This window comes from Croceicoccus pelagius (assembly GCF_001661915.1).
Lineage (GTDB): Bacteria > Pseudomonadota > Alphaproteobacteria > Sphingomonadales > Sphingomonadaceae > Croceicoccus > Croceicoccus pelagius.
This window is the reverse complement of record NZ_LYWY01000032.1, coordinates 348,034-366,434: the sequence shown is the minus strand read 5'-3', so window position 1 is coordinate 366,434 and position 18,401 is coordinate 348,034. Positions and strand designations below refer to the sequence as shown.

Below are 18,401 nucleotides of genomic sequence, written 5' to 3'. Positions count from 1 at the left end.
AGATGGACTGGTTCGGCGACCTTGATGCGACCTGGCTCTGGCTGATCCTCGGCCTCGTGCTCGCCGCGGTCGAGATGATCGCGCCGGGTTATTTCCTGATCTGGATGGCGGCGGCCGCCTTCATGACCGGGCTCGTCACCGCGGTCGTGGATGTGGAACTGCCGATCCAGATCCTCTCGTTCGTGGTCTTCTCCGCCTTCTCGGTCTTCGCCGCGCGGCGCTGGTTCGACTATGCCGGGATATCGACGACCGATCCGCTGATGAACGACAAGGGCGCGCGACTGGTCGGCACGCGCGTCGTCGTGACCCAGGCGATCGACGGAGGCGAGGGACGCGTGAGGCTGGGTGACAGCGAATGGCTGGCGCGGGGAGTGGATGCCGATGTCGGCACGCGGCTGGTCGTAACCGGACACGACGGGGCGGTCCTGCTTGTAGGGCCGGTGCCCGCTACCCATCTTCCTGCAGAGACGAAAAGCATTACGCAGGATTGACCATGACCGACAAGACCGGCCGGACCGAGGCCGAATGGCGCGAGAAGCTGACCCCCGAGCAGTACCACGTCCTGCGCGAGGCGGGGACCGAGCGGGCCTATACCGGCAAGTACGACAAGTTTTACGAAGAGGGCGAATACTACTGCGCCGGATGCGGCCAGAAGCTGTTCGAATCTGATGCCAAGTACAACTCCGGTTGCGGCTGGCCCGCCTTTACGAAACCCAGCGAAGGCGACAGCGTGACCGAGCATACCGACACCTCATACGGCATGGTCCGTACCGAGGTCGTGTGCTCCAACTGCGACGGCCACTTGGGCCATGTCTTCCCCGACGGACCGCCGCAGGCAGGCGGCATGCGGTATTGCATCAATAGCGCCGCTCTTGATTTCGAAGCGGAAAAGGGCGGGTCGGACGATTGACCGCGCAAGGCTGTTCAGCCAGCGTTAGACGGACTTTGGCCATGAAGCGGCCATATTTTCCTATCCCGGCCCTGCCGGGCTGACTGACGGGCGGCAATGGCCAAGCAACAACGGCGGCGCAGCAAGCGTGAAGATGGTGACAGCGGTTCCTTCGTGGGACGCTGGTTGAAGCGGCTGTTCATTACAGGCTTCGTCGTTGGCCTGCTGGCGGTCGTGGCGCTTGCCATCGCGGTCTGGACTACGATGAATTCGCTGCCGAGCTATTCCTCGCTCAAGGCCAGCGAACACGGCCAGACCATCGTCGTCCGTGCGCGTGACGGGCGCGAGATCGTGTCGATCGGGCCCAGCTATGGCCGCTGGCTGACGTACGACCAGATCCCGGAATCGATGCGCAACGCGATGATCGCGGTGGAAGACCGCCGCTTCTACGATCACTACGGCGTCGACCCGGTCGGCGTGCTGCGTTCGGTGAAAGTGCGTGTGGAAACGGGCGCCTTCCGGCAGGGCGGCTCTACGATCACGCAGCAGCTGGCGCGCAATATCTTCCTCAACAACAACAAGACTTTCGACCGCAAGGCGCGTGAGGCGATCCTGGCCCTTGCGCTGGAACGCAAGTTCACCAAGCAGCAGATCCTCGAGCTCTATCTCAACAAGGTCTATTTCGGTGGCGGTGCCTACGGCATCGATTCCGCCAGCCGCCTGTTCTTCAGCCACCCCGCGGATGAGCTTTCGGTAGGCGAGGCCGCGATCATCGCAGGCCTGGTGAAAGCGCCCTCGCGCTATTCCCCGACCGCCGATGCCGAGGCCGCGGTGGGCCGCGCCGGAACCGTCCTTGCGCTGATGCAGCAGCAGGGCTTCATTACCGCAGGAGAAGCCGCCGAAGTCGATCTCGACACGATCGAGCTGAAGCCGGAATATGGCCAGAACTCGGTGCGCTATTTTACCGACTGGGTCCTCCCGCAGCTCGACTTCATCGTGCCCGACACGTTCGAGCCGATCGAGGTCTGGACCACGCTCGACGTCGGCATGCAGCGCGCCGCGACGACTGCGATCCAGAACAACGTGCCCAAGGGCGCGCAGGGCGCTCTGGTCAGCCTCGACCGCGACGGCGCGATCCTCGCCATGGTGGGCGGCACGGATTACGTCGAAAGCAATTTCAACCGCGCGACCGACGCGCTGCGCCAGCCCGGTTCGGCGTGGAAACTTTTCGTCTATCTCGCGGCGCTGGAAGCGGGCTTCACGCCCGATACGCCGATCGAGGACAAGCCGATCACCATCGACGGGTGGAGCCCGCGCAATTCGGGCGGCAACTATGCAGGCATGATCGATGTGCGCGCGGCCTTTGCCTATTCGAAGAATACGGTCGCGGCACAACTCGGCGACGAAGTGGGTTTTGGCACTGTCGCCTCGATGGCGCAGCGTTTCGGCATCACCTCGCCGATCTCGACTTACCCCTCGATGGTGCTGGGTGCCTCGGAAGTGCGCGTGATCGACCTGACCCGCGCCTTCGCCGCAGTTGCCGCCAAGGGCACTTCGGTCGAACCTTACGGGATCACCCGTGTCACGTCGTCGAGCGGGGAGCTGCTTTACGAACGCCGCGCGTCGCGTGAACAGCTTCTGGTCGCGCCCTATGTCGCGGCGCAGATGACCGATCTCTTGCAAACGGCAGTCAGCACCGGCACGGGGCGCGCGGCGCAGATCGGGCGCCCGGTCGCAGGCAAGACGGGGACGACTTCATCCAACAAGGACGGCTGGTTCCTCGGCTTCTCCAGCGGCGTAACTACCGGCGTGTGGATGGGCCGCGACGATGCCAAGCGCGTCCCCGGCCTGCAGGGCGGCACGGCGCCGGCACGCGCGTTTGCCGATTACATGAAGGTCGCGGTGGCCAAGCGTCCGGTCGAGGAATTCGACACCGAAGTGAAACTGCCGTCCTGGCAGCTGGAGCCTGACGACGAAGCGTGGTTCGGCCAGCCCGGCGACTACTACTTCGTTGACGAGCAGGGCAACCGCATCGAACCTTACGGTGGCGGCCCCGACGGCAATTACGCGGCTCCGCCCGACGACGGCTGGCGCCCCGGCGATCCGCGCCCCGGTTACGAGGGTGAACGCGGCTATCGCGACGGCGGCTATGGTCCTGACGGCATGTCGCCTTCCGCACCCCCCGCGGTGGACGAGGATTTCCTTGACCGCGCGACGGGGCGCGAAGAGCCGCAATCAGGTTCCAGCCAGCAACAGGGCCGCCAGCAGGGCGCATCGAACCGCCAGCAGCAAAGCGGCGTGCGGACCGACGATAGCGGCGTCAGGGTGATTGACGTCCAGGCCGCACTCCGTGACCGCTAGTCACGAACGTTGAGGTAAAGAGAAAGGGCCGCCCCCCGATGTGGGGAGCGGCCCTTTCTTTTACTGTAATCCGTCGGTCAGCGCATGCGAAGCGGCACGTAGATAGCCGGCTGACCGCGGCGCTGCACACGAAGCAGCACCGCCTCGCGCCCGTCGTCCTCGGCCTCGCGGACGATGCCTTCCAGTTCCTCGACCGTGGTCACGTCGCGGTAATTCGCGGTCAGCACGATGTCGCCGCGGCGCAGGCCCTTTCCTGCCGCGTCCGACGAACCATCGACCGCCGCGATGACGAGGCCTTCGACATCGTCGCCCACGCCCAGCTGGCGCGCGATGTTCGCAGTGAGAGGCGTGACCGAGAGGCCCAGCTTTTCCGCGATGTAGGACTGATCTCCATCGGTGCGCGGGTTGTTGTAGCTGTTGTCGCCGTCGTCGTCCGGATTGGCATAGCTTTGCGAAAGCTCGTCCTCGCTCGGGCGCGTGCCGACAGTGGCGTTGACCGTCATGCGCTTGCCGTTGCGGATCAGCTCGACAGGGATGCGGGTACCCGGTTCGGTATTGGCAACGATGTAGGACAGAGTCTGTTCGGGCGTGATGTCCTTGCCCGCGATGCGCAGCACGACGTCGCCCGCCTGAAGCCCGGCCTTGGCCGCAGCCTCGCCCGGAACCACCGACTGGATGAATTCGCCGCGGTTATGGTCGATGCCCAGCGACGCGGCCAGATCCTCGCTAACGGGCTGGATCTGGATGCCGAGGTAGCCACGCTCGATCGCCTCGCCCGCAATCAGCTTGCGCACGATCGGTTCGGCGGTCTCTGCCGGGATGGCAAAGCCGATGCCGACGCTGCCGCCGGTGGGGGAGAAGATCGCGTTGTTGATGCCGATGACGTTGCCGCCCATGTCGAACATCGGGCCGCCCGAGTTGCCCCGGTTGATCGCCGCATCGGTCTGGAGATAGCGGTCGTAGGCCGAACCCGACCCGGTGGCGCGATAGACGGCGGAGATAATCCCGCTCGTCACCGTGCCGCCAAGGCCGAAGGGGTTGCCGATGGCGATGATCCAGTCACCCACGCGGGCCTGGCGGCTGTCGCCGAAATTCACGAAGGGGAACGGCTTGGCACGCTTGATCTTGAGAACGGCAAGGTCCGACTGCGGGTCGGTGCCGATCAGTTCGGCATCGTATTCGGTGCCGTCGGTGGTGGTCACCGTGATCGCCTCGATCGTGCCGTTCCGGCCCTGCGCCGAAACGACGTGGTTGTTCGTCACGACATAGCCGTCCGCGCTCATGATGAAGCCGGAACCAAGCGACTGGGCCTCACGCGTCGTGGGCTGGCCGCCGGGGCCGCCGAACAGCCCTTCGAATGGCGTTCCGGCGAACGGGTTCTGCCCGCCACCATTCACCTGCACGCGCTGGCGGGTGGAGATGTTCACCACTGCGGGCTGAAGCTGTTCGGTAAGATCGGCGAAGCTGGCGGGCGCGCCGCTGCGCGGGACCACGCGGGCCATCGTCGAATCGTCGTTCTGGGCAACCTGCGCGCCGGCGGGATAGCCGGTGGCCAGCGACACCGCGGCTCCGCCCAGAAGCAGCGCGGTTGTGAGCGTATAGGCGTAACGCACGTTATGAATTCCTCTTCACATCATTCCGTCATGGCGCCGCGCCCCATCCCGAGGGCCCGGCAAGGGACCGTGCAGGCGGCGGGCCTGGCGGTCCGGCGAGTATGTCCCGCCCCATTCCAGCCGTTCCGGGCTTAACGCGGATTGAATGAAAACATTCCTCATTCGCGTTTCGCGCCCGTTTGGCCAATCAACCTGCTCAGCGTCCCGTTCCCCTGAACTGGCGCAGGTATTCGTTATCGGGCGAGAGGATGATCGAGCTGTTGTTGTCCTCGCCCGAGAAGACCGCGTCATAGCTCTGCATGGCGCGGTAGAAGTCGTAGAAGTTCGGGTCCCTGTTGAACGCCGAAGCGTAGGTCTGCGCGGCCTCGGCCTCTGCCTCGGCGCGGATGATCTGGGCCTGCTTCTGGCCCTGTGCGCGGATCGTGTCCGATTCCTGCTTACGCGCCGTCTGCATCCGGGTGTAGGCGGTTTCAAGCGGGCGACCGGCGGGAAGGTCGGCGCGCTTGATGCGCACGTCGATGACCTGCACGCCGTATTCACGCGCTTCCTTGTCGAGACCTTCCTTGATTTCCTTCATCGCTGCGCCGCGTTCGGCAGTCAGCAGCGATTGGAAGCTGCGCGTGCCAAGCCGCTGGCGCAGGACCGAATTCAGGATCGGACGCAGCTGTTCCTCGACCCGTCCGGTCGAACCGGCGGTCTGGACGAGCTTGGTTGGATCGATCACGCGGTAACGTGCATAGGCATCGACCTCGAGTCGGCGCTGGTCGCGGCTCAGGACTTCCTGCCGCTGCATGTCGACGGCCAGAATCTGGCGCGAGACGAAGACGACGCGGTCGATCAGCGGGATGCGGTACCAGATGCCCGCACCCGTGTTCCCGAAATCCTCGTTGGGACGGTATTTGTTGACGATGGTGAGCGGCTTGCCGTTTCTCAGGATGACGGCCTGCTCGGTCTCGGGCGTGACGAAGACGGTGGAAAGTGCGCCGATCAGGACAAGGCCTGCAACGACGATCCACGCCTTGTACTGCTGCCAGATCGCGTCCATCATTCGCCTCCTTCGCTGGAAGAAGTGGACGAGGATTTGCGGCGAACCTCGGGCAGCGGCAGGTAAGGCACCACGCCGTCTGCTTCGACGATGGTCTTGTCGGTCTGTTTCAGGACGCGTTCCATGGTTTCGTAATACATGCGGCGCTTCGTCACTTCGGGGGCGAGGCGGTATTCATCATAGACCTTGTTGAAGGCGGTTGCCTCACCCTCTGCCCGCGCGGTAACCTGTTCGGCCCATGCGCGTGCGCGGTTGATGTCGGACTGCGCGTCCTGCTGGGCGGCAAGCACTTCGCGGAAGGCGTCGACGACGGCGGTCGGTGGATCGGCCTTCTTGATTTCGACGCCCTGCACGGCAACCCCTGCGCCATAGGCGTCGAGGAAAGCCTGCATGCGGGTGCGCACGGCCTGTTCGACCTCGGCACGGCCCGAACCCGAAAGCGCATCGTCCAGCGTCACTTCCGCGATCGAGGCGCGCATGGCGGCTTCGGCCACTTCGGTCACTGTCTCGTCCGGGTTTTCGATCTGGAAGGTGTACTGCTTCAGGTCCTTGATGTTCCAGCGCACGATGTACGACAGGTCGACAAGGTTCTGGTCGCCGGTCAGCATCAGCTTTTCGGCCTCACCCTCGGGGATGGTGTCGGTGCGGATCGAGGTCACGTCCTCGATCTCGACGCGCTGGATCGGCCAGGGCAGCGAGAACTGCAGGCCGGGGCCCATCGTGCGCGAAAAGCTGCCTGCCGTGGTGACAAGGCCTTCTTCCTTGGGTCCGATCTGGTGCACGCCGGTTGCCAGCAGCCAGAACGCAAGCACGCCGATCACGATCAACGGGGCCCAGCTCTTGCCGCCGGGCGCCTGCGGCATCCGCGGGAAATTGCCGCCACCGCCGCCGCCCTTGCGGGCCTGCCGATGCTTGAACAGATCTTCGATGTTCGCGGCCTTGCGCGGACCTGCGGAACCATCGTCGCTGCCGGGAAGCCACGGATTGCGCGGCTTGTTGCCGCCCTCGGACACCGGCGGCGGAGTCGCGCCGCCTTCCGATCCGCCCTCGCCGGAGCTGTCGTTGTCGTCACCGCCGGGCGAGGAGCCCCACGGGCTTTTGCCGGCCATGGCCAAAATGCCGTCCTTCAAGGACCCACCCTTTTTTGTCATGCTTCCCTTATAGGTATCGTCACCGGCAAAAACAGGGGGTTCGGCATTGGATTTTTCCGCCAATGGTGCAAGAGGCCCCATGACGCATCAAGCAAACGCCGTTACGGCGCACCAACCTGAACAAACGGCCCGTAAAGCCGACTGGACGCAGCGATGACCCCCGACGAAACCGCAATCCGCAACGCGCTCGAGGCCGCAGCAGGCGACAGGCTCGCCAGCTTCCGGCTGGGCAAGGACGCGACGACGATCGTGCTGGAAGTCGGCGGGCTGGATCAGCTTGGCCGCGACAAGCTGGAAATTGCAGTGCGCGGCGCGGTGCGCGATTTCGATCTGCCGCCGCTGCGCATCGCGCAAATGGCCGAACGCGGCGACGGCTCGCCGCCCAAACGCGGACCCCGCATCATCGCGGTGGGGTCGGGCAAGGGCGGTGTCGGCAAGTCGACCGTGTCGGCCAATATCGCCGTCGCTCTTGCGCGCATGGGGGTGAAAGTCGGGCTGGTTGATGCCGACATCTACGGCCCGTCTCAGCCGCGCCTGATGGCAAGCGAGGGCGAACGCCCGCAGGCAAAGGACAAGAAGCTGATCCCCGTCGGCACCCGTTACGGCGTGCCAATGCTGTCGATGGGGCACCTTGCCGAACCCGGCCAGGCGATCGCGTGGCGCGGGCCGATGGCGGGCAATGCGCTGGCACAGCTGATCGATGCCGAATGGGGCGATGTCGACACGCTTGTCGTCGACCTGCCGCCCGGCACCGGCGATGTTCAACTTACCATGATCCAGCGGTTCAAGCCCGATGGCGCGGTCATCGTCTCGACCCCGCAGGATCTGGCCCTGATGGACGCGACCCGCGCGATCGGCCTGTTCGACAAGGCGGGCGTGCCGGTGATCGGCGTGGTCGAGAACATGGCCGGTTACGTCTGCCCCCATTGCGGAGAGGAGAGCGATCCCTTCGGCAGCGGCGGGGCCGAAGCGGCGGCGAAGACGATGGGATATGATTTCTTGGGCCGCATCCCGCTCACCATCGACATCCGCACCGACAGCGACGCAGGCCGCCCGCCTGCCGCTGGCGAAGGTCCGGTCGCGGACAGGTTTGCCGATATCGCGCGGCAGGTTGCCGAAAAGGCGGGCCTTGCAGAGGCCGCAAGCGCATGAAAGTTTCGCGGCGCAAGCTCCTGATCGGCGCCGCGGCTGGCGGCGGACTGATCGCGGCCTACGCGCTGCTGCCGCGCGACTATCCGGTGCCGCTTTCGGCGGGCGAAGACGAGCAGGCCTTCAACGCGTGGATCAAGATCAACCGGTCGGGCGTCGTCACCATCGCCGTGCCGCAGCTGGAAATGGGGCAGGGCATCACGACCCTTCTGCCCCGCATCGCGGCAGAGGAACTGGGCGCGGACTGGCGGCAGGTCGCGGTAGAGCCTGCGGCGATCAGCCCGGCCTATGCCGATCCCGTCCTTGCCGCGCGCTGGGGGGGCTTGCGCGATACGTGGCTGCCGTCCTTTGCCGACGATCCGGACGATTTTCTCGCCAAGAACTTCGCCAACCAGACCCGCCTCATGGCAACCGCCGACGGCACGGCAATTGCCGCCTACGAAATGCCGATCCGTGAGGCTGCCGCTGGCGTGCGCGCAGTGCTGGCGATGGCGGCGGCGGAACGCTGGGACGTCGCGTTCGAGGAATGCGAGGCGCGCGACGGTTTCATCGTGCATGGCGACAAGCAGCTGCGCTTCGGGGAACTGGCGGACGAGGCGGCGGAATTCTCCGCGCCCAGCCCGCCTATCCTGCGCCCCGATCCGGCCAGCGATGCCTCGCCCGACCTGTCGGCGGAAGTCGGCACCTATCCGCGTCTCGACGGGCCTTCCAAGGTCGATGGCTCGTTCCGGTTTTCCGGCGACATCCGCCTTCCCGGCATGGTCTTTGCCGCCATCGCGCACGGACCGCTCGCCACCTCGCAGCTCGACACGTTCAACGGGGACGCGGGGCGCGGCGTGACCGGCTATATCGCACGGGTCGAGGGTGCTTCCTGGCTTGCTGCCGTCGGCTCCAGCCAGTGGGCCGCGGAAAAGGCGCTGCGGCTGATGAAGCCGCTGTTCAAGGCGACGCGCGGACTTCCCGACGATACGACGATCGCCGAAGGCCTCGAACGCGCGCTGGCCGAAGGCACGCCCGAGATCATGTTCCAGCGCGGCGAGACCGAAGTCGCGTTGGAAGGGCTGGGCGTGGTCGAGGCGCGCTATACGATCGCGCCCGCGCTGCACGGCACGATCGAGACCGCGACAGCCACCGCCCGCTTCCAGTCGGGCAGGCTGGAGATCTGGGCCGCGGCACAGGCACCCGAACAGGCCCGCGAACAGGCTGCCGCCGCCGTCGGCCTGCCGGTCGAGGATGTCGTGCTCTATCCCGTCGGCGCGGGGGGCAGCTTCGATGCGCGCCTCGAATACCGCATCGTGCGTGAAGCCGCCGCGATCGCGCGGGCCGTGGGGCGTCCGGTGCAGCTGACCTATTCGCGCTGGCAGGAACATCTGACCGCCCTGCCGCGCCCGCCTGCCGTGGCAGAGGTAAAGGCGATCACCGGCCCGCAAGGCACGGTCCACGCGTGGCACAGCCGCTTTGCCTGCCAGCCCGGCGCCCACGAGATGTACGCGCGCCTGTTCGAAGGCCTGACGCCCGAACGCGCATTGGATGCCAGCGACGGCAAGCACGATCCGGCGAACCTGTTCGGCATGGCGCCGCCTTATGCAATCGACAATGTGACGGTCGAAAGTCTGTCCGCCGACACCGGCCTTCCCGCAGGTCGCATGCGCGGCAATGCCGAGGCGCGAGCCTGTTTCGTGACCGAAAGCTTCATGGACGAGGTCGCAGGCGCGGCGGGCGAGGAACCGTTGGCCTACCGCATGGCGATGCTGGGCGGGAACCCGCGCATGGCCGAATGCCTGCAGGGCGCGGCGCAGCTTGGCGAATGGGACGGCGGCGGCGAAGGCACGGCACAGGGCATCGCCTGCTGGCAGATGGTCGACCCGGCGGGCCGCGAAGGTGGCGGCGGGCGCATCGCGGTCGTCGTGCGGGCAAGGCCGGGTGAGAACGGGGTGGAAGTATCCTCAATCGCGGCGTGGTGCGACATCGGGCGCATCCTGCACTACGAACTGGCGTTGCAGCAGATCGAGGGTGGTTTGCTCTTCGGCATGAACCAGGCGCTGGGCATGGGCGTCACATACAAGGGCGGGTTGCCGCAGGAACAGACACTGGGCGCGCTGCGGCTTGCGGGCCTTTCGCGCATTCCGGAAATCAGTGTCGGCTTCGCGCAGAACGATGCGCCGCCGTTCGATCCGGGCGAGATCGGCATGGTCGCGGTCGCGCCTGCGATTGCCAATGCGCTGCGCTCTGCCACCGGCACCCGTTTCCGCGAGCTGCCGATCCCGCTGGGGCGCACCACGCTCGCCCCGACACCGCCGCCCAGCGAAACGCCCGCGCCCGAAGTGACCGAGGCGGCAAGCGAGACCGATGGCATCGATATGCCCGAGGCGGAACCTTCGGAGCTTCCCGACGGCACGATGGCTGACTAAGGAACGGTCATGGACAGCAAACCCGGCACCCCGATGGACAGGCCCGCAGGCCATCCCGCCGCACCGACCGGCAAAGTCGCGGTGCTGCTCGTCAACCTGGGTACGCCCGACGCGCCCGAGGCTGGCGCGGTGAAGCGCTACCTTGGCGAATTTCTGTCGGACCGCCGCGTGGTGGAAATCCCGCCGATTGTCTGGCAGCCGATCCTGCGCGGGATCATCCTCAATACGCGGCCGAAGAAATCCGCTCACGCCTATTCGCAGGTCTGGGGCGAGGACGGCTCCCCGCTTGCCGCGATTACTGCGCGTCAGGCCAAGGCGCTTCAGGTGCGGCTGGGCGACGGGGTTAAGGTCGACTGGGCGATGCGCTACGGCAATCCCTCGATCGCAAAGAAAGTGACAGCGCTGAAGGATGCCGGATACGACCGCATCCTGTTCGCGCCGCTCTACCCGCAGTATTCCGGCGCGACGACGGCCACGGCGGTCGATGCGCTGGGTAAGGTTCTGGCCGAAATGCGCTGGCAGCCCGCAATTCGAACGCTGCCGCCCTATCACGATCACCCGGCCTATATCGCGGCGCTGAAGGACGACATTACGCGGCAGTTGTCGCCTACCTCGCCTGTGCCCGATGTCCTGTTGCTCAGCTTTCACGGGATGCCCGAACGCACGCTGACACTGGGCGATCCCTACCACTGCCATTGCCGCAAGACCGCGCGCCTTCTGGCCGAAGCGCTGGTGGGCGAATTCCCGAACATGCGCGTCGACACGACGTTCCAGTCGCGCTTCGGCAAGGCCAAGTGGCTGGAGCCTGCGACCGACCTGACGATCGAGGCGGAGGCCAGGTCTGGCACCCGGTCGATGGCGGTGGCGATGCCGGGCTTTTCGGCGGACTGCCTCGAAACGCTTGAGGAAATCGCGCTGCAGGGCCGCGACACGTTCTTGGAGAACGGCGGCGAAAGCTATGTCGCGCTGACCTGCCTCAACGATACGCAGCCGGGCATGGACATGCTGGAAACGCTGATCCGCACCGAACTGGGCGGCTGGATTTAATAAACTACAATGACGATTTTCGCTCGGGTGAGTCGAGAAAGGCTGGCCACGAGAACCGGCGCGCAGCGACCATTCAGGTCGTGAGCATTGGAAGCGCAGAGGACGGCCGTTCGAAGGCCGGCCGAGGGGAAATCCCCTGTTACTCCTCCAACTCTATGTCCCAGTAGAGCCAGTCCCGCCACGTTTCATGCAGGTAGTTCGGCGGGAAGCCCTTGCCGCGTTCCTGCAGTTGCCAGCTCGTCGGCCTGATGGGCCGAACCTGCAGCGCCATGTGCGCCTGTTTCGGCGTGCGGCCGCCCTTCTTCATGTTGCAGGGCGCGCAGGCGGTGACGATGTTTTCCCAACTCGTCACCCCGCCAAGCCGGCGCGGGACGACGTGGTCGAAGGTCAGGTTGTGCGGGCTTCCGCAGTACTGGCACGAGAACCGGTCCCGCAGGAACAGGTTGAAGCGCGTGAAGGCGGGAAATTCCGACGGCTTCACATATTGCTTCAGCGCGATCACCGAGGGGATCTGCATGTCGAGCGAGGGGGAGTGGACCTGCCGGTCGTAGCTGGCGACGACGTCGACGCGGTCGAGAAAGATCGCCTTGATCGCGGTCTGCCACGGCCAGAGGCTTAGCGGGTAATAGGATAGCGGTGTGTAGTCGGCATTCAGAACAAGAGCCGGGCAGCTGTTGAGCTTTCGCGTCGGATCACCGTCCGCACTGGAAAGCCTTGCCCTGGTTTCGATCAGACCGGACTGGAACATCGCCGTATTCGCCCCCCTGTCAGCCGCGTCATGCCGGCAGGACCCGGAATACTGCCGACCCAAAAGGGTCCGGCAGGGGCACCGCCGTTTCGGTTCGCGCTTTCGCAGGCGAGCATGACCGGTTGATGACGCATCGCAATGTGAAGACACCATGGCGGCGCGCTTTGGGCAAGAGGGTCGCGCACAGGCTATCCACAGTCCTGTTCACAGGGTTGTCCGCCAATCGTCAACAGGATGATCCACAGCGTGACTTCCTAGGGCGGGCCGCGCTAGATCACCGAAAGATGGAAACAGTAACCCGCTTTGCGCCGAGCCCGAACGGCCCGCTGCACCTTGGCCATGCGTACTCCGCGATCGTCGCCCACGACATCGCGCGCGAGCGGGGTGGGCGTTTTCTCGTCAGGATCGAGGATATCGACGGCGCGCGCAGCAGGGCCGAATTTGCCGAAAGTGCGCTGACCGATCTGCAATGGCTCGGTCTCAAATGGGACGGGGAAGCGATCCGCCAGTCGTCGCGCATCGCCAACCATGCCGACGCGCTGGACCGGTTGAAGGCCATGGGCCTAGTCTATCCCTGCACTTGCACACGCGCCCAGATCGCGGCGGCGGCGAGCGAGGTCGGCCCCGATGGTCCGGTCTATCCCGGCACCTGCCGGCATGCCGGAACCGATCCCGATGCGCCCGCCGCGTGGCGGCTCGACATGGCGCAGGCGATGGCGCTTACCGGCCCGCTGACGTGGATCGACGAACTGGCCGGAGAGCAGGAGGCGCGGCCCGACCTTTTCGGGGATGTCGTGCTGGCGCGCAAGGACGCGCCGGGAAGCTATCACCTTGCAGTGACGCTCGACGATGCGCGCGACGGCATCACTCTGGTAACGCGCGGCGCGGACCTTTTCGCATCCACCCATGTCCACCGGCTGCTTCAGGCGCTGCTGGGCCTGCCGGTGCCGCGCTGGCACCACCATGCCTTGCTGGTCGAGGAAAGCGGCGAGAAATTGGCCAAGCGGCGCGGTTCGCCCGCCTTGTCGGACCGCCGTGCGGCTGGCGAAGACGGGCTTGCGCTGGCCGCCGATATCAGAGGAGGGCGGTTCCCCGATGGCCTGTCACTTTCGGGACTCGAAATCGGGCGCGAAAATCCCTAACTGAGTGCCCATGAAGTACATCCTCATCATCGCGCTGGTGGCCCTGGTCGCCATGGTTGTCGTCTCGCTGGTCCGCGGCATTGTCGCTTTCCTGCAAAGCACGAAAATGGACCTTGAAGGCGGCGATGAACGCGTGAAGGAAATGCAGCTTCGCCAGAACAAGGCGATGATGTCGCGCATCAAGTACCAGGCCGCCGCGATCCTGGTCGCGATGGTCCTTCTGGCCGCCGTTTCCTGATCTTCACGCCGTGGTAAAACTCAACAAGATCTACACCCGGACCGGTGACGACGGGACGACGGGGCTAGTCGACGGTTCGCGCCTGCCGAAACACGCCGCGCGCATGGACGCCATCGGCGCGGTGGACGAGGCGAATTCGGCCATCGGCCTCGCCATTGCGGCACTGGACGCGGGCGAAACGCACGAGGTGCTGACCCGCGTGCAGAACGACCTGTTTGATCTGGGCGCGGACCTTGCGACGCCGGGGGAGGATTTTACGCCCGGCGAAATGACGCTGCGCATGGTGCCCGAACAGGCCGAGTGGATCGAAAGTCGTATCGACGCCGCGAACGAGAGTATTGAACCATTGACCAGCTTCGTCCTTCCGGGCGGAAGCGAGGCTTCGGCACGCCTGCACGTCGCGCGCGCCACCGTGCGCCGCGCCGAACGCACGATCGCGGCGCTGGGCGCGGCAGAGCCGGTCAATCCGGCGGCGCTCGCTTACGTCAATCGCCTGTCGGACCTGCTTTTCGTGCTGGCCCGCGGCGCGAACGAGGGCGGAAAGCGCGACGTGCTCTGGGTACCGGGCGCATCGCGCGGATAAACCCGCTTAGCCGGTGAAGCCGTCCTTGCGGTAGATCTCGCTGCCGCGGCGGAATACGACCAGCTTTTCCAGTGTCACCGGGTGGAAGAATGCCTCAATCGCCATGCCGTTTTCGGTCTGCGCGTAGACTTCATAGCAGTCGCCTTCGACCTGCAGCTTCTGGACCTTCCAGCCTTCGAGCCAGGCCTTCTTCTTCAGCTTGTCGATCTTCTGCCACTTGGCCTGCGGGCCGGAATTGCACTGCACGTCGCCATCGGCAAGCGCGGGGCTGGCCGAGAGCAGCGCGGCCGTGGCGGCCATGGCGGTGAGGGACTTGCGGATCATGCGATTTTCCTTCGGTTGAGGCGGCGGCGAAATTGCACCGCGAAGCGCAGCGCCCATGCAAGGGCGACTGGCGCGAGGTGGATTAGGGGCGGGCCCCAGGCCCTGTCGAGCAAGGCCCAGTGGAGCAACGCGAGGATGAATGCGGCGTAGATGCCTTGCTGGATGCGCTTCCACCGGCGACGGCCAAGTGCTGCCATCGCGCGGTTCGTGCTGATCGCGGCGGCGGCGAGCATGAGGGCAAAGCCGAGCCAGCCGATCCAGATAGCGGGCAGGGCGAATTCGGCGATGATAGGGCGAAGCGCACCCATGTCGATCGCGTAGAAGACGAGATGCAGCGCGCCATACCCGAAGGCGGCGACGCCGAGATCGCGGCGAATGGCGACCCACCCACGTAGGAAGCGGTTCGGGCCGAACACCTCGATCAGCGGGCCGGACAGCAGCGCGAGCACCATCAGCCGCAGCGAAAGTTCGCCTGTCGGATGCAGCAGGTCCATCGCCAGCGTGCCACGCGCAAGATCGGCGATCATCAGCGCGGCGGGCACGGCCAGTGCGAGCCAGAAGAGAGCCTTGCGAGGGCGCATCACACGTTCGCCCAGCGGCGCACGAGGTTATGATAGACGTGGATCAGCCGGTCGATATCGGCATCGTCCTTCGCCTTGCCGACTGACAGCGCGCGGATCGACCGGTCCATGTCGTAAAGCATCGCGCGGGCCGAAGCGTCGGCCACCGCGCTCTGCATCCATGTGATCGCGCAGATGCGCTGACCGCGCGTGACGGGCGTGACCTGGTGCAGGCTGCCCGAAGGGTAGAGGACCATGTCGCCCGCGTTCAGCTTTACCGCCTGCGCGCCGTAGCTTTCCTCGATCACCAGCTCGCCGCCGTCGTAGTCGTCGGGATCGGACAGGAAGATCGTCGCCGACAAGTCCGAACGCAGCGTCAGTCCCGCTTCGGGCAGGCGCATCAGCGCGGCATCGGAGTGCGTGCCGTAATGGCCACCGTCCTGGTAACAGTTGAATACCGGCGGCCAGATCTTCTCCGCCAGCGAGGCCGAGACAAATTCGGCGTGGTTGCCCAGCTTGCGCAGGATCGTCTCACCCAGATCGCGGGCGGTGTCGTCGGTGCGGGAAAGCTGCAGGTTCTGCTTTACCGCGACCGACCGCGAGCCTGCAGTATCCGCGCCGTCGATCCATCCTGCACGCGCCAACCGTTCGCGGAAACGCGCGACTTCAGCTTCGGTCAGGACATTTTCGATCACGATCAGCATCGTCTGGCTCTCATAAAATGGAAGAGGGGCGACCGCTGGCCGCCCCCCGCCTTGATTGGCGTCAGAACTTCGCCGTGACGGTCAGTGTCGTGCGGCGTTCGTCGCCCTTGTAGAGGAAATGGCCGCTGCGATAACCGGCCTGGTAATAATCCTCGTCGCCCACGTTCGTCATGTTGAGGCGCGCACCGAGGTTCGGCGTGAACTGGTAGCTCGCGAAGGCGTCGAAGACCCAATAGCTCGGCACGCGGTAACGATAGACTTCAAGCGTTTCGTCGTACCCTGCCGCATCGTCGGGCTGGCCTGCGAACATCGCGCTCTTGTACGTTGCCGTGCCACCGAACGCGAAGGCATCGGTTGCCTGGTACCGGACCTGCCCGCTGAATTGCGTGTTGGCGAAGTTTGACAGGCGGCGACCGATCTTCGACGGATCGTTCGAACCGGTGATCTCGCTGTCCATCAGGGTCAGCGCGGCCTGCCCCGACAGGCCCGAGGTCAGGTTGCCGACAAGACCGAACTCGACACCGCGCACGCGGTTCTTGCCGGTGTTGAGCGATCCGCCCTCGCTGTATCCGTCGCCCGCGCTTTCGAACACGTCGTCCTTGGTGATCTGGAACACTGCCGCCGTCGCCATGAAGCGGTCGTCGAACAGGTCGGCCTTCACGCCAGCTTCGAAGCTTTCGCTGCTTTCGGGGCGACCGTCACCGATGTCGGTGCCGTCGGCAACGCAGATTCCGCCATAGCCGCAGTTGCTGCCTAGGTCGGATTCGCCGCCGTTGATGTTCTTGGCCGTACCCCAGTTGAGGTAGAGGTAAACCTCTTCCATCGGCTTTACGCCGATACCGGCATGGCCGTTCCACAGAGTGTCGGAATAGCTGTAATTCGTCGGTTCGGTAGCGCCGCGGCCAAGGACGTCGTTTGAATAATCGAAGGCATCGAGACGCACGCCGCCGTGAACCGAGAGCCATTCGGTGAGGTCGACCGTGTCCATCGCGTAGAACGAAAGGGTTTCCACCTTCCACGCGCTGTCGATCGTACCGTCAGTGATCACGCGCTGGGCAAGGTCGTGAATGTTCGTGACAGTCACGTCGCGGTTCGCGTCGGTGATGCAATAGCCTTGCGAGAGGCTGCCGCCGCGCCCGGCATAAGTGCAGTTCGTCGTGCCGGTTTCGGTGATGTCATAAGTGCCGTTCGCGACCTTCATGTTCGAGTATTCGGATCCGACGATGACCGAGTGGCCGATCGATCCGGTGTCAAACTCGCCGAGTACGTTGAACTGGTTGGTGAAATACTCGACTTCCTGATTACCCTGGTGGGTCGACAGGCGCAGCGCATCATAAGTGCCCGCGTCGGGATCGTAAGCGCCGCCGCGAAGGCCGGTCAGGACATAGCCGTTGCTCGTCTCGCCATAGCGGGTCGAGTTGGTGACGGTGAAACCTTCCCACGGCGTAATGAAGATGCGACCTGTAAACGTGTCGACCTCGGTATCGAGAAAATCGCCGTCCTGCGCGTAGTTGGGCACATCGTCCCACGGACCATAGACGGTGACGTTGCCTGCCGTGCCGGTCGGTGCGGGGACGTATCCGCCAAGATCGGGAATGTCGTTCGCGGTCAGGTGATAATAGTCGAGCAGGACGCGGATCGTGTCGCTTGGCGTCCAGGCGCCCGACACCGCTGCGCCCCAACGGTCCCGGTCGGAAAAGTTGCGGTTGGGGATTTCCTCGTAGGAATAGAGGCCGTTGACGCGCACCGCGAGCGTGTCGGTCAGCGGGATGTTGGTGTCCAGCGTCGCGCGGTAATAGTCGTCTGTGCCGACGCCGCCGTCGATGCGGGTGAACATGTAGTCGGTGCTGGCCTGCTTGGTGATCGAATTGACCGCGCCGCCCGTTGCGCCGCGCCCTGCGAAGGACGAGCTGGGGCCCTTGGTGATCTCGATCTGGTCGACGACAAAACTTTCGCGCGTCGTCATTCCCGGATCGCGCAGGCCGTCGACGAAGACGTCGCTGCGCGCCTCGTGGCCGCGGATGATGAAGCGGTCGCCAAAGGCATTGCCGTTCTCGCCGGTGCCGATGGTAACGCCCGGCTGCGCCGAAAGGATCTCGCGTAAGTCGTTCGCGCCCGATTCCTCGATCTGGCGTTCTGTCAGAACGGTGATCGTCGCGGGCGTTTCGGAAAGTGGCTTGGTGCGGCGCACGTCGCCCGAAATGCGCGCCTTATAAGGGGCACCTTCCTGCGTGTAGGGGTTGGAGTCTGCGGTGTGGTCCTTGATCTCCAGCGTATCAAGGACGACTTCCTCGTCCTCTGCATCCTGTGCAAGCGCGGGCTGGGCAAGGAACGCTGCCGAGACGCCGGCAGCAAGGGTAGTGCCCTGGCGCAGCGAGATCGGCTTGCGAATATTGTTAGTGCGACGCATTTGCAAAATGTTCCCTCAATTCTGGT

At 65.0% G+C, this 18,401-nt stretch carries 17 protein-coding genes; 9 read left to right on the top strand and 8 right to left on the bottom strand.

Features of this window, described 5'->3' with window-relative positions:
* Positions 1-2 precede the first annotated feature (2 nt).
* The 3 genes from A9D15_RS07360 to A9D15_RS07350 all read left to right on the top strand — a co-directional run bounded on the left by A9D15_RS07360 (position 3) and on the right by A9D15_RS07350 (position 3,250).
* On the top strand, positions 3-491 hold the full coding sequence (locus A9D15_RS07360; protein WP_066763482.1) for an NfeD family protein: 489 nt from the start codon (positions 3-5) through the stop codon (positions 489-491).
* 2 nt (positions 492-493) lie between these two features.
* Positions 494-910 (top strand): peptide-methionine (R)-S-oxide reductase MsrB, encoded by a 417-nt coding sequence (msrB, locus tag A9D15_RS07355; protein ID WP_066763480.1) that lies wholly within the window; start codon positions 494-496, stop codon positions 908-910.
* A gap of 96 nt (positions 911-1,006) precedes the next feature.
* Complete coding sequence (locus A9D15_RS07350) at positions 1,007-3,250, top strand: transglycosylase domain-containing protein (protein WP_082924316.1); 2,244 nt, start codon at positions 1,007-1,009, stop codon at positions 3,248-3,250.
* A 77-nt stretch (positions 3,251-3,327) separates the two neighbouring features.
* Here the strand turns inward: A9D15_RS07350 and A9D15_RS07345 are convergent, their stop codons facing one another.
* The 3 genes from A9D15_RS07345 to hflK all read right to left on the bottom strand — a co-directional run bounded on the left by A9D15_RS07345 (position 3,328) and on the right by hflK (position 7,017).
* Positions 3,328-4,863, bottom strand: coding sequence for a Do family serine endopeptidase (locus A9D15_RS07345; protein WP_172807482.1), 1,536 nt, complete (start codon positions 4,861-4,863; stop codon positions 3,328-3,330).
* Positions 4,864-5,059: 196 nt separating this feature from the next.
* Positions 5,060-5,908: a protease modulator HflC gene (gene hflC / locus A9D15_RS07340; protein WP_066763478.1), complete on the bottom strand. Its 849-nt coding sequence runs from the start codon at positions 5,906-5,908 to the stop codon at positions 5,060-5,062.
* Complete coding sequence (hflK, locus tag A9D15_RS07335) at positions 5,908-7,017, bottom strand: protease modulator HflK (RefSeq protein WP_066763591.1); 1,110 nt, start codon at positions 7,015-7,017, stop codon at positions 5,908-5,910. The genes hflC and hflK overlap by 1 nt, the downstream gene beginning before the upstream one ends.
* A 396-nt stretch (positions 7,018-7,413) precedes the next feature.
* Here hflK and A9D15_RS07330 point away from each other — a divergent pair, with 396 nt between their 5' ends.
* From A9D15_RS07330 to hemH, 3 genes are read left to right on the top strand one after another with little or no spacing between them, the layout of a single operon-like run.
* Positions 7,414-8,211 (top strand): Mrp/NBP35 family ATP-binding protein, encoded by a 798-nt coding sequence (locus A9D15_RS07330; RefSeq protein ID WP_229660325.1) that lies wholly within the window; start codon positions 7,414-7,416, stop codon positions 8,209-8,211.
* Positions 8,208-10,619, top strand: coding sequence for a xanthine dehydrogenase family protein molybdopterin-binding subunit (locus tag A9D15_RS07325; protein ID WP_066763474.1), 2,412 nt, complete (start codon positions 8,208-8,210; stop codon positions 10,617-10,619). Before A9D15_RS07330 ends, A9D15_RS07325 begins: the two co-directional genes overlap by 4 nt.
* 9 nt (positions 10,620-10,628) lie before the next feature.
* Positions 10,629-11,666 (top strand): ferrochelatase, encoded by a 1,038-nt coding sequence (gene hemH / locus A9D15_RS07320; RefSeq protein WP_229660318.1) that lies wholly within the window; start codon positions 10,629-10,631, stop codon positions 11,664-11,666.
* Positions 11,667-11,805: 139 nt separating this feature from the next.
* Here the strand turns inward: hemH and A9D15_RS07315 are convergent, their stop codons facing one another.
* Positions 11,806-12,414 carry an HNH endonuclease gene (locus A9D15_RS07315; protein WP_066763472.1) on the bottom strand — a complete coding sequence of 203 codons (609 nt, stop codon included), beginning with the start codon at positions 12,412-12,414 and terminating at the stop codon, positions 11,806-11,808.
* A 284-nt stretch (positions 12,415-12,698) separates the two neighbouring features.
* Between A9D15_RS07315 and gluQRS the strand changes: the two genes are divergently transcribed.
* The 3 genes from gluQRS to A9D15_RS07300 are packed head-to-tail and all read left to right on the top strand — an operon-like array spanning position 12,699 to position 14,377.
* Positions 12,699-13,556 (top strand): tRNA glutamyl-Q(34) synthetase GluQRS, encoded by an 858-nt coding sequence (gene gluQRS / locus A9D15_RS07310; protein ID WP_066763471.1) that lies wholly within the window; start codon positions 12,699-12,701, stop codon positions 13,554-13,556.
* Between the two features lie 10 nt (positions 13,557-13,566).
* On the top strand, positions 13,567-13,794 hold the full coding sequence (locus A9D15_RS07305; RefSeq protein ID WP_066763587.1) for a hypothetical protein: 228 nt from the start codon (positions 13,567-13,569) through the stop codon (positions 13,792-13,794).
* 10 nt (positions 13,795-13,804) lie between these two features.
* Positions 13,805-14,377 carry a cob(I)yrinic acid a,c-diamide adenosyltransferase gene (locus A9D15_RS07300; RefSeq protein WP_066763469.1) on the top strand — a complete coding sequence of 191 codons (573 nt, stop codon included), beginning with the start codon at positions 13,805-13,807 and terminating at the stop codon, positions 14,375-14,377.
* A 6-nt stretch (positions 14,378-14,383) separates the two neighbouring features.
* Here A9D15_RS07300 and A9D15_RS07295 read toward each other — a convergent pair whose 3' ends face one another.
* The 4 genes from A9D15_RS07295 to A9D15_RS07280 form a co-directional block, all read right to left on the bottom strand.
* Positions 14,384-14,701 (bottom strand): PepSY domain-containing protein, encoded by a 318-nt coding sequence (locus tag A9D15_RS07295; RefSeq protein ID WP_229660317.1) that lies wholly within the window; start codon positions 14,699-14,701, stop codon positions 14,384-14,386.
* A complete protein-coding gene (locus A9D15_RS07290; RefSeq protein ID WP_082924315.1) occupies positions 14,698-15,282 on the bottom strand; it encodes a protein-methionine-sulfoxide reductase heme-binding subunit MsrQ in 585 nt (194 codons plus the stop codon). The genes A9D15_RS07295 and A9D15_RS07290 overlap by 4 nt, the downstream gene beginning before the upstream one ends.
* On the bottom strand, positions 15,282-15,965 hold the full coding sequence (locus A9D15_RS07285; protein ID WP_066763467.1) for a Fe2+-dependent dioxygenase: 684 nt from the start codon (positions 15,963-15,965) through the stop codon (positions 15,282-15,284). The genes A9D15_RS07290 and A9D15_RS07285 overlap by 1 nt, the downstream gene beginning before the upstream one ends.
* A gap of 61 nt (positions 15,966-16,026) precedes the next feature.
* Positions 16,027-18,375, bottom strand: coding sequence for a TonB-dependent receptor (locus A9D15_RS07280; RefSeq protein ID WP_066763466.1), 2,349 nt, complete (start codon positions 18,373-18,375; stop codon positions 16,027-16,029).
* Positions 18,376-18,401 lie beyond the last annotated feature (26 nt).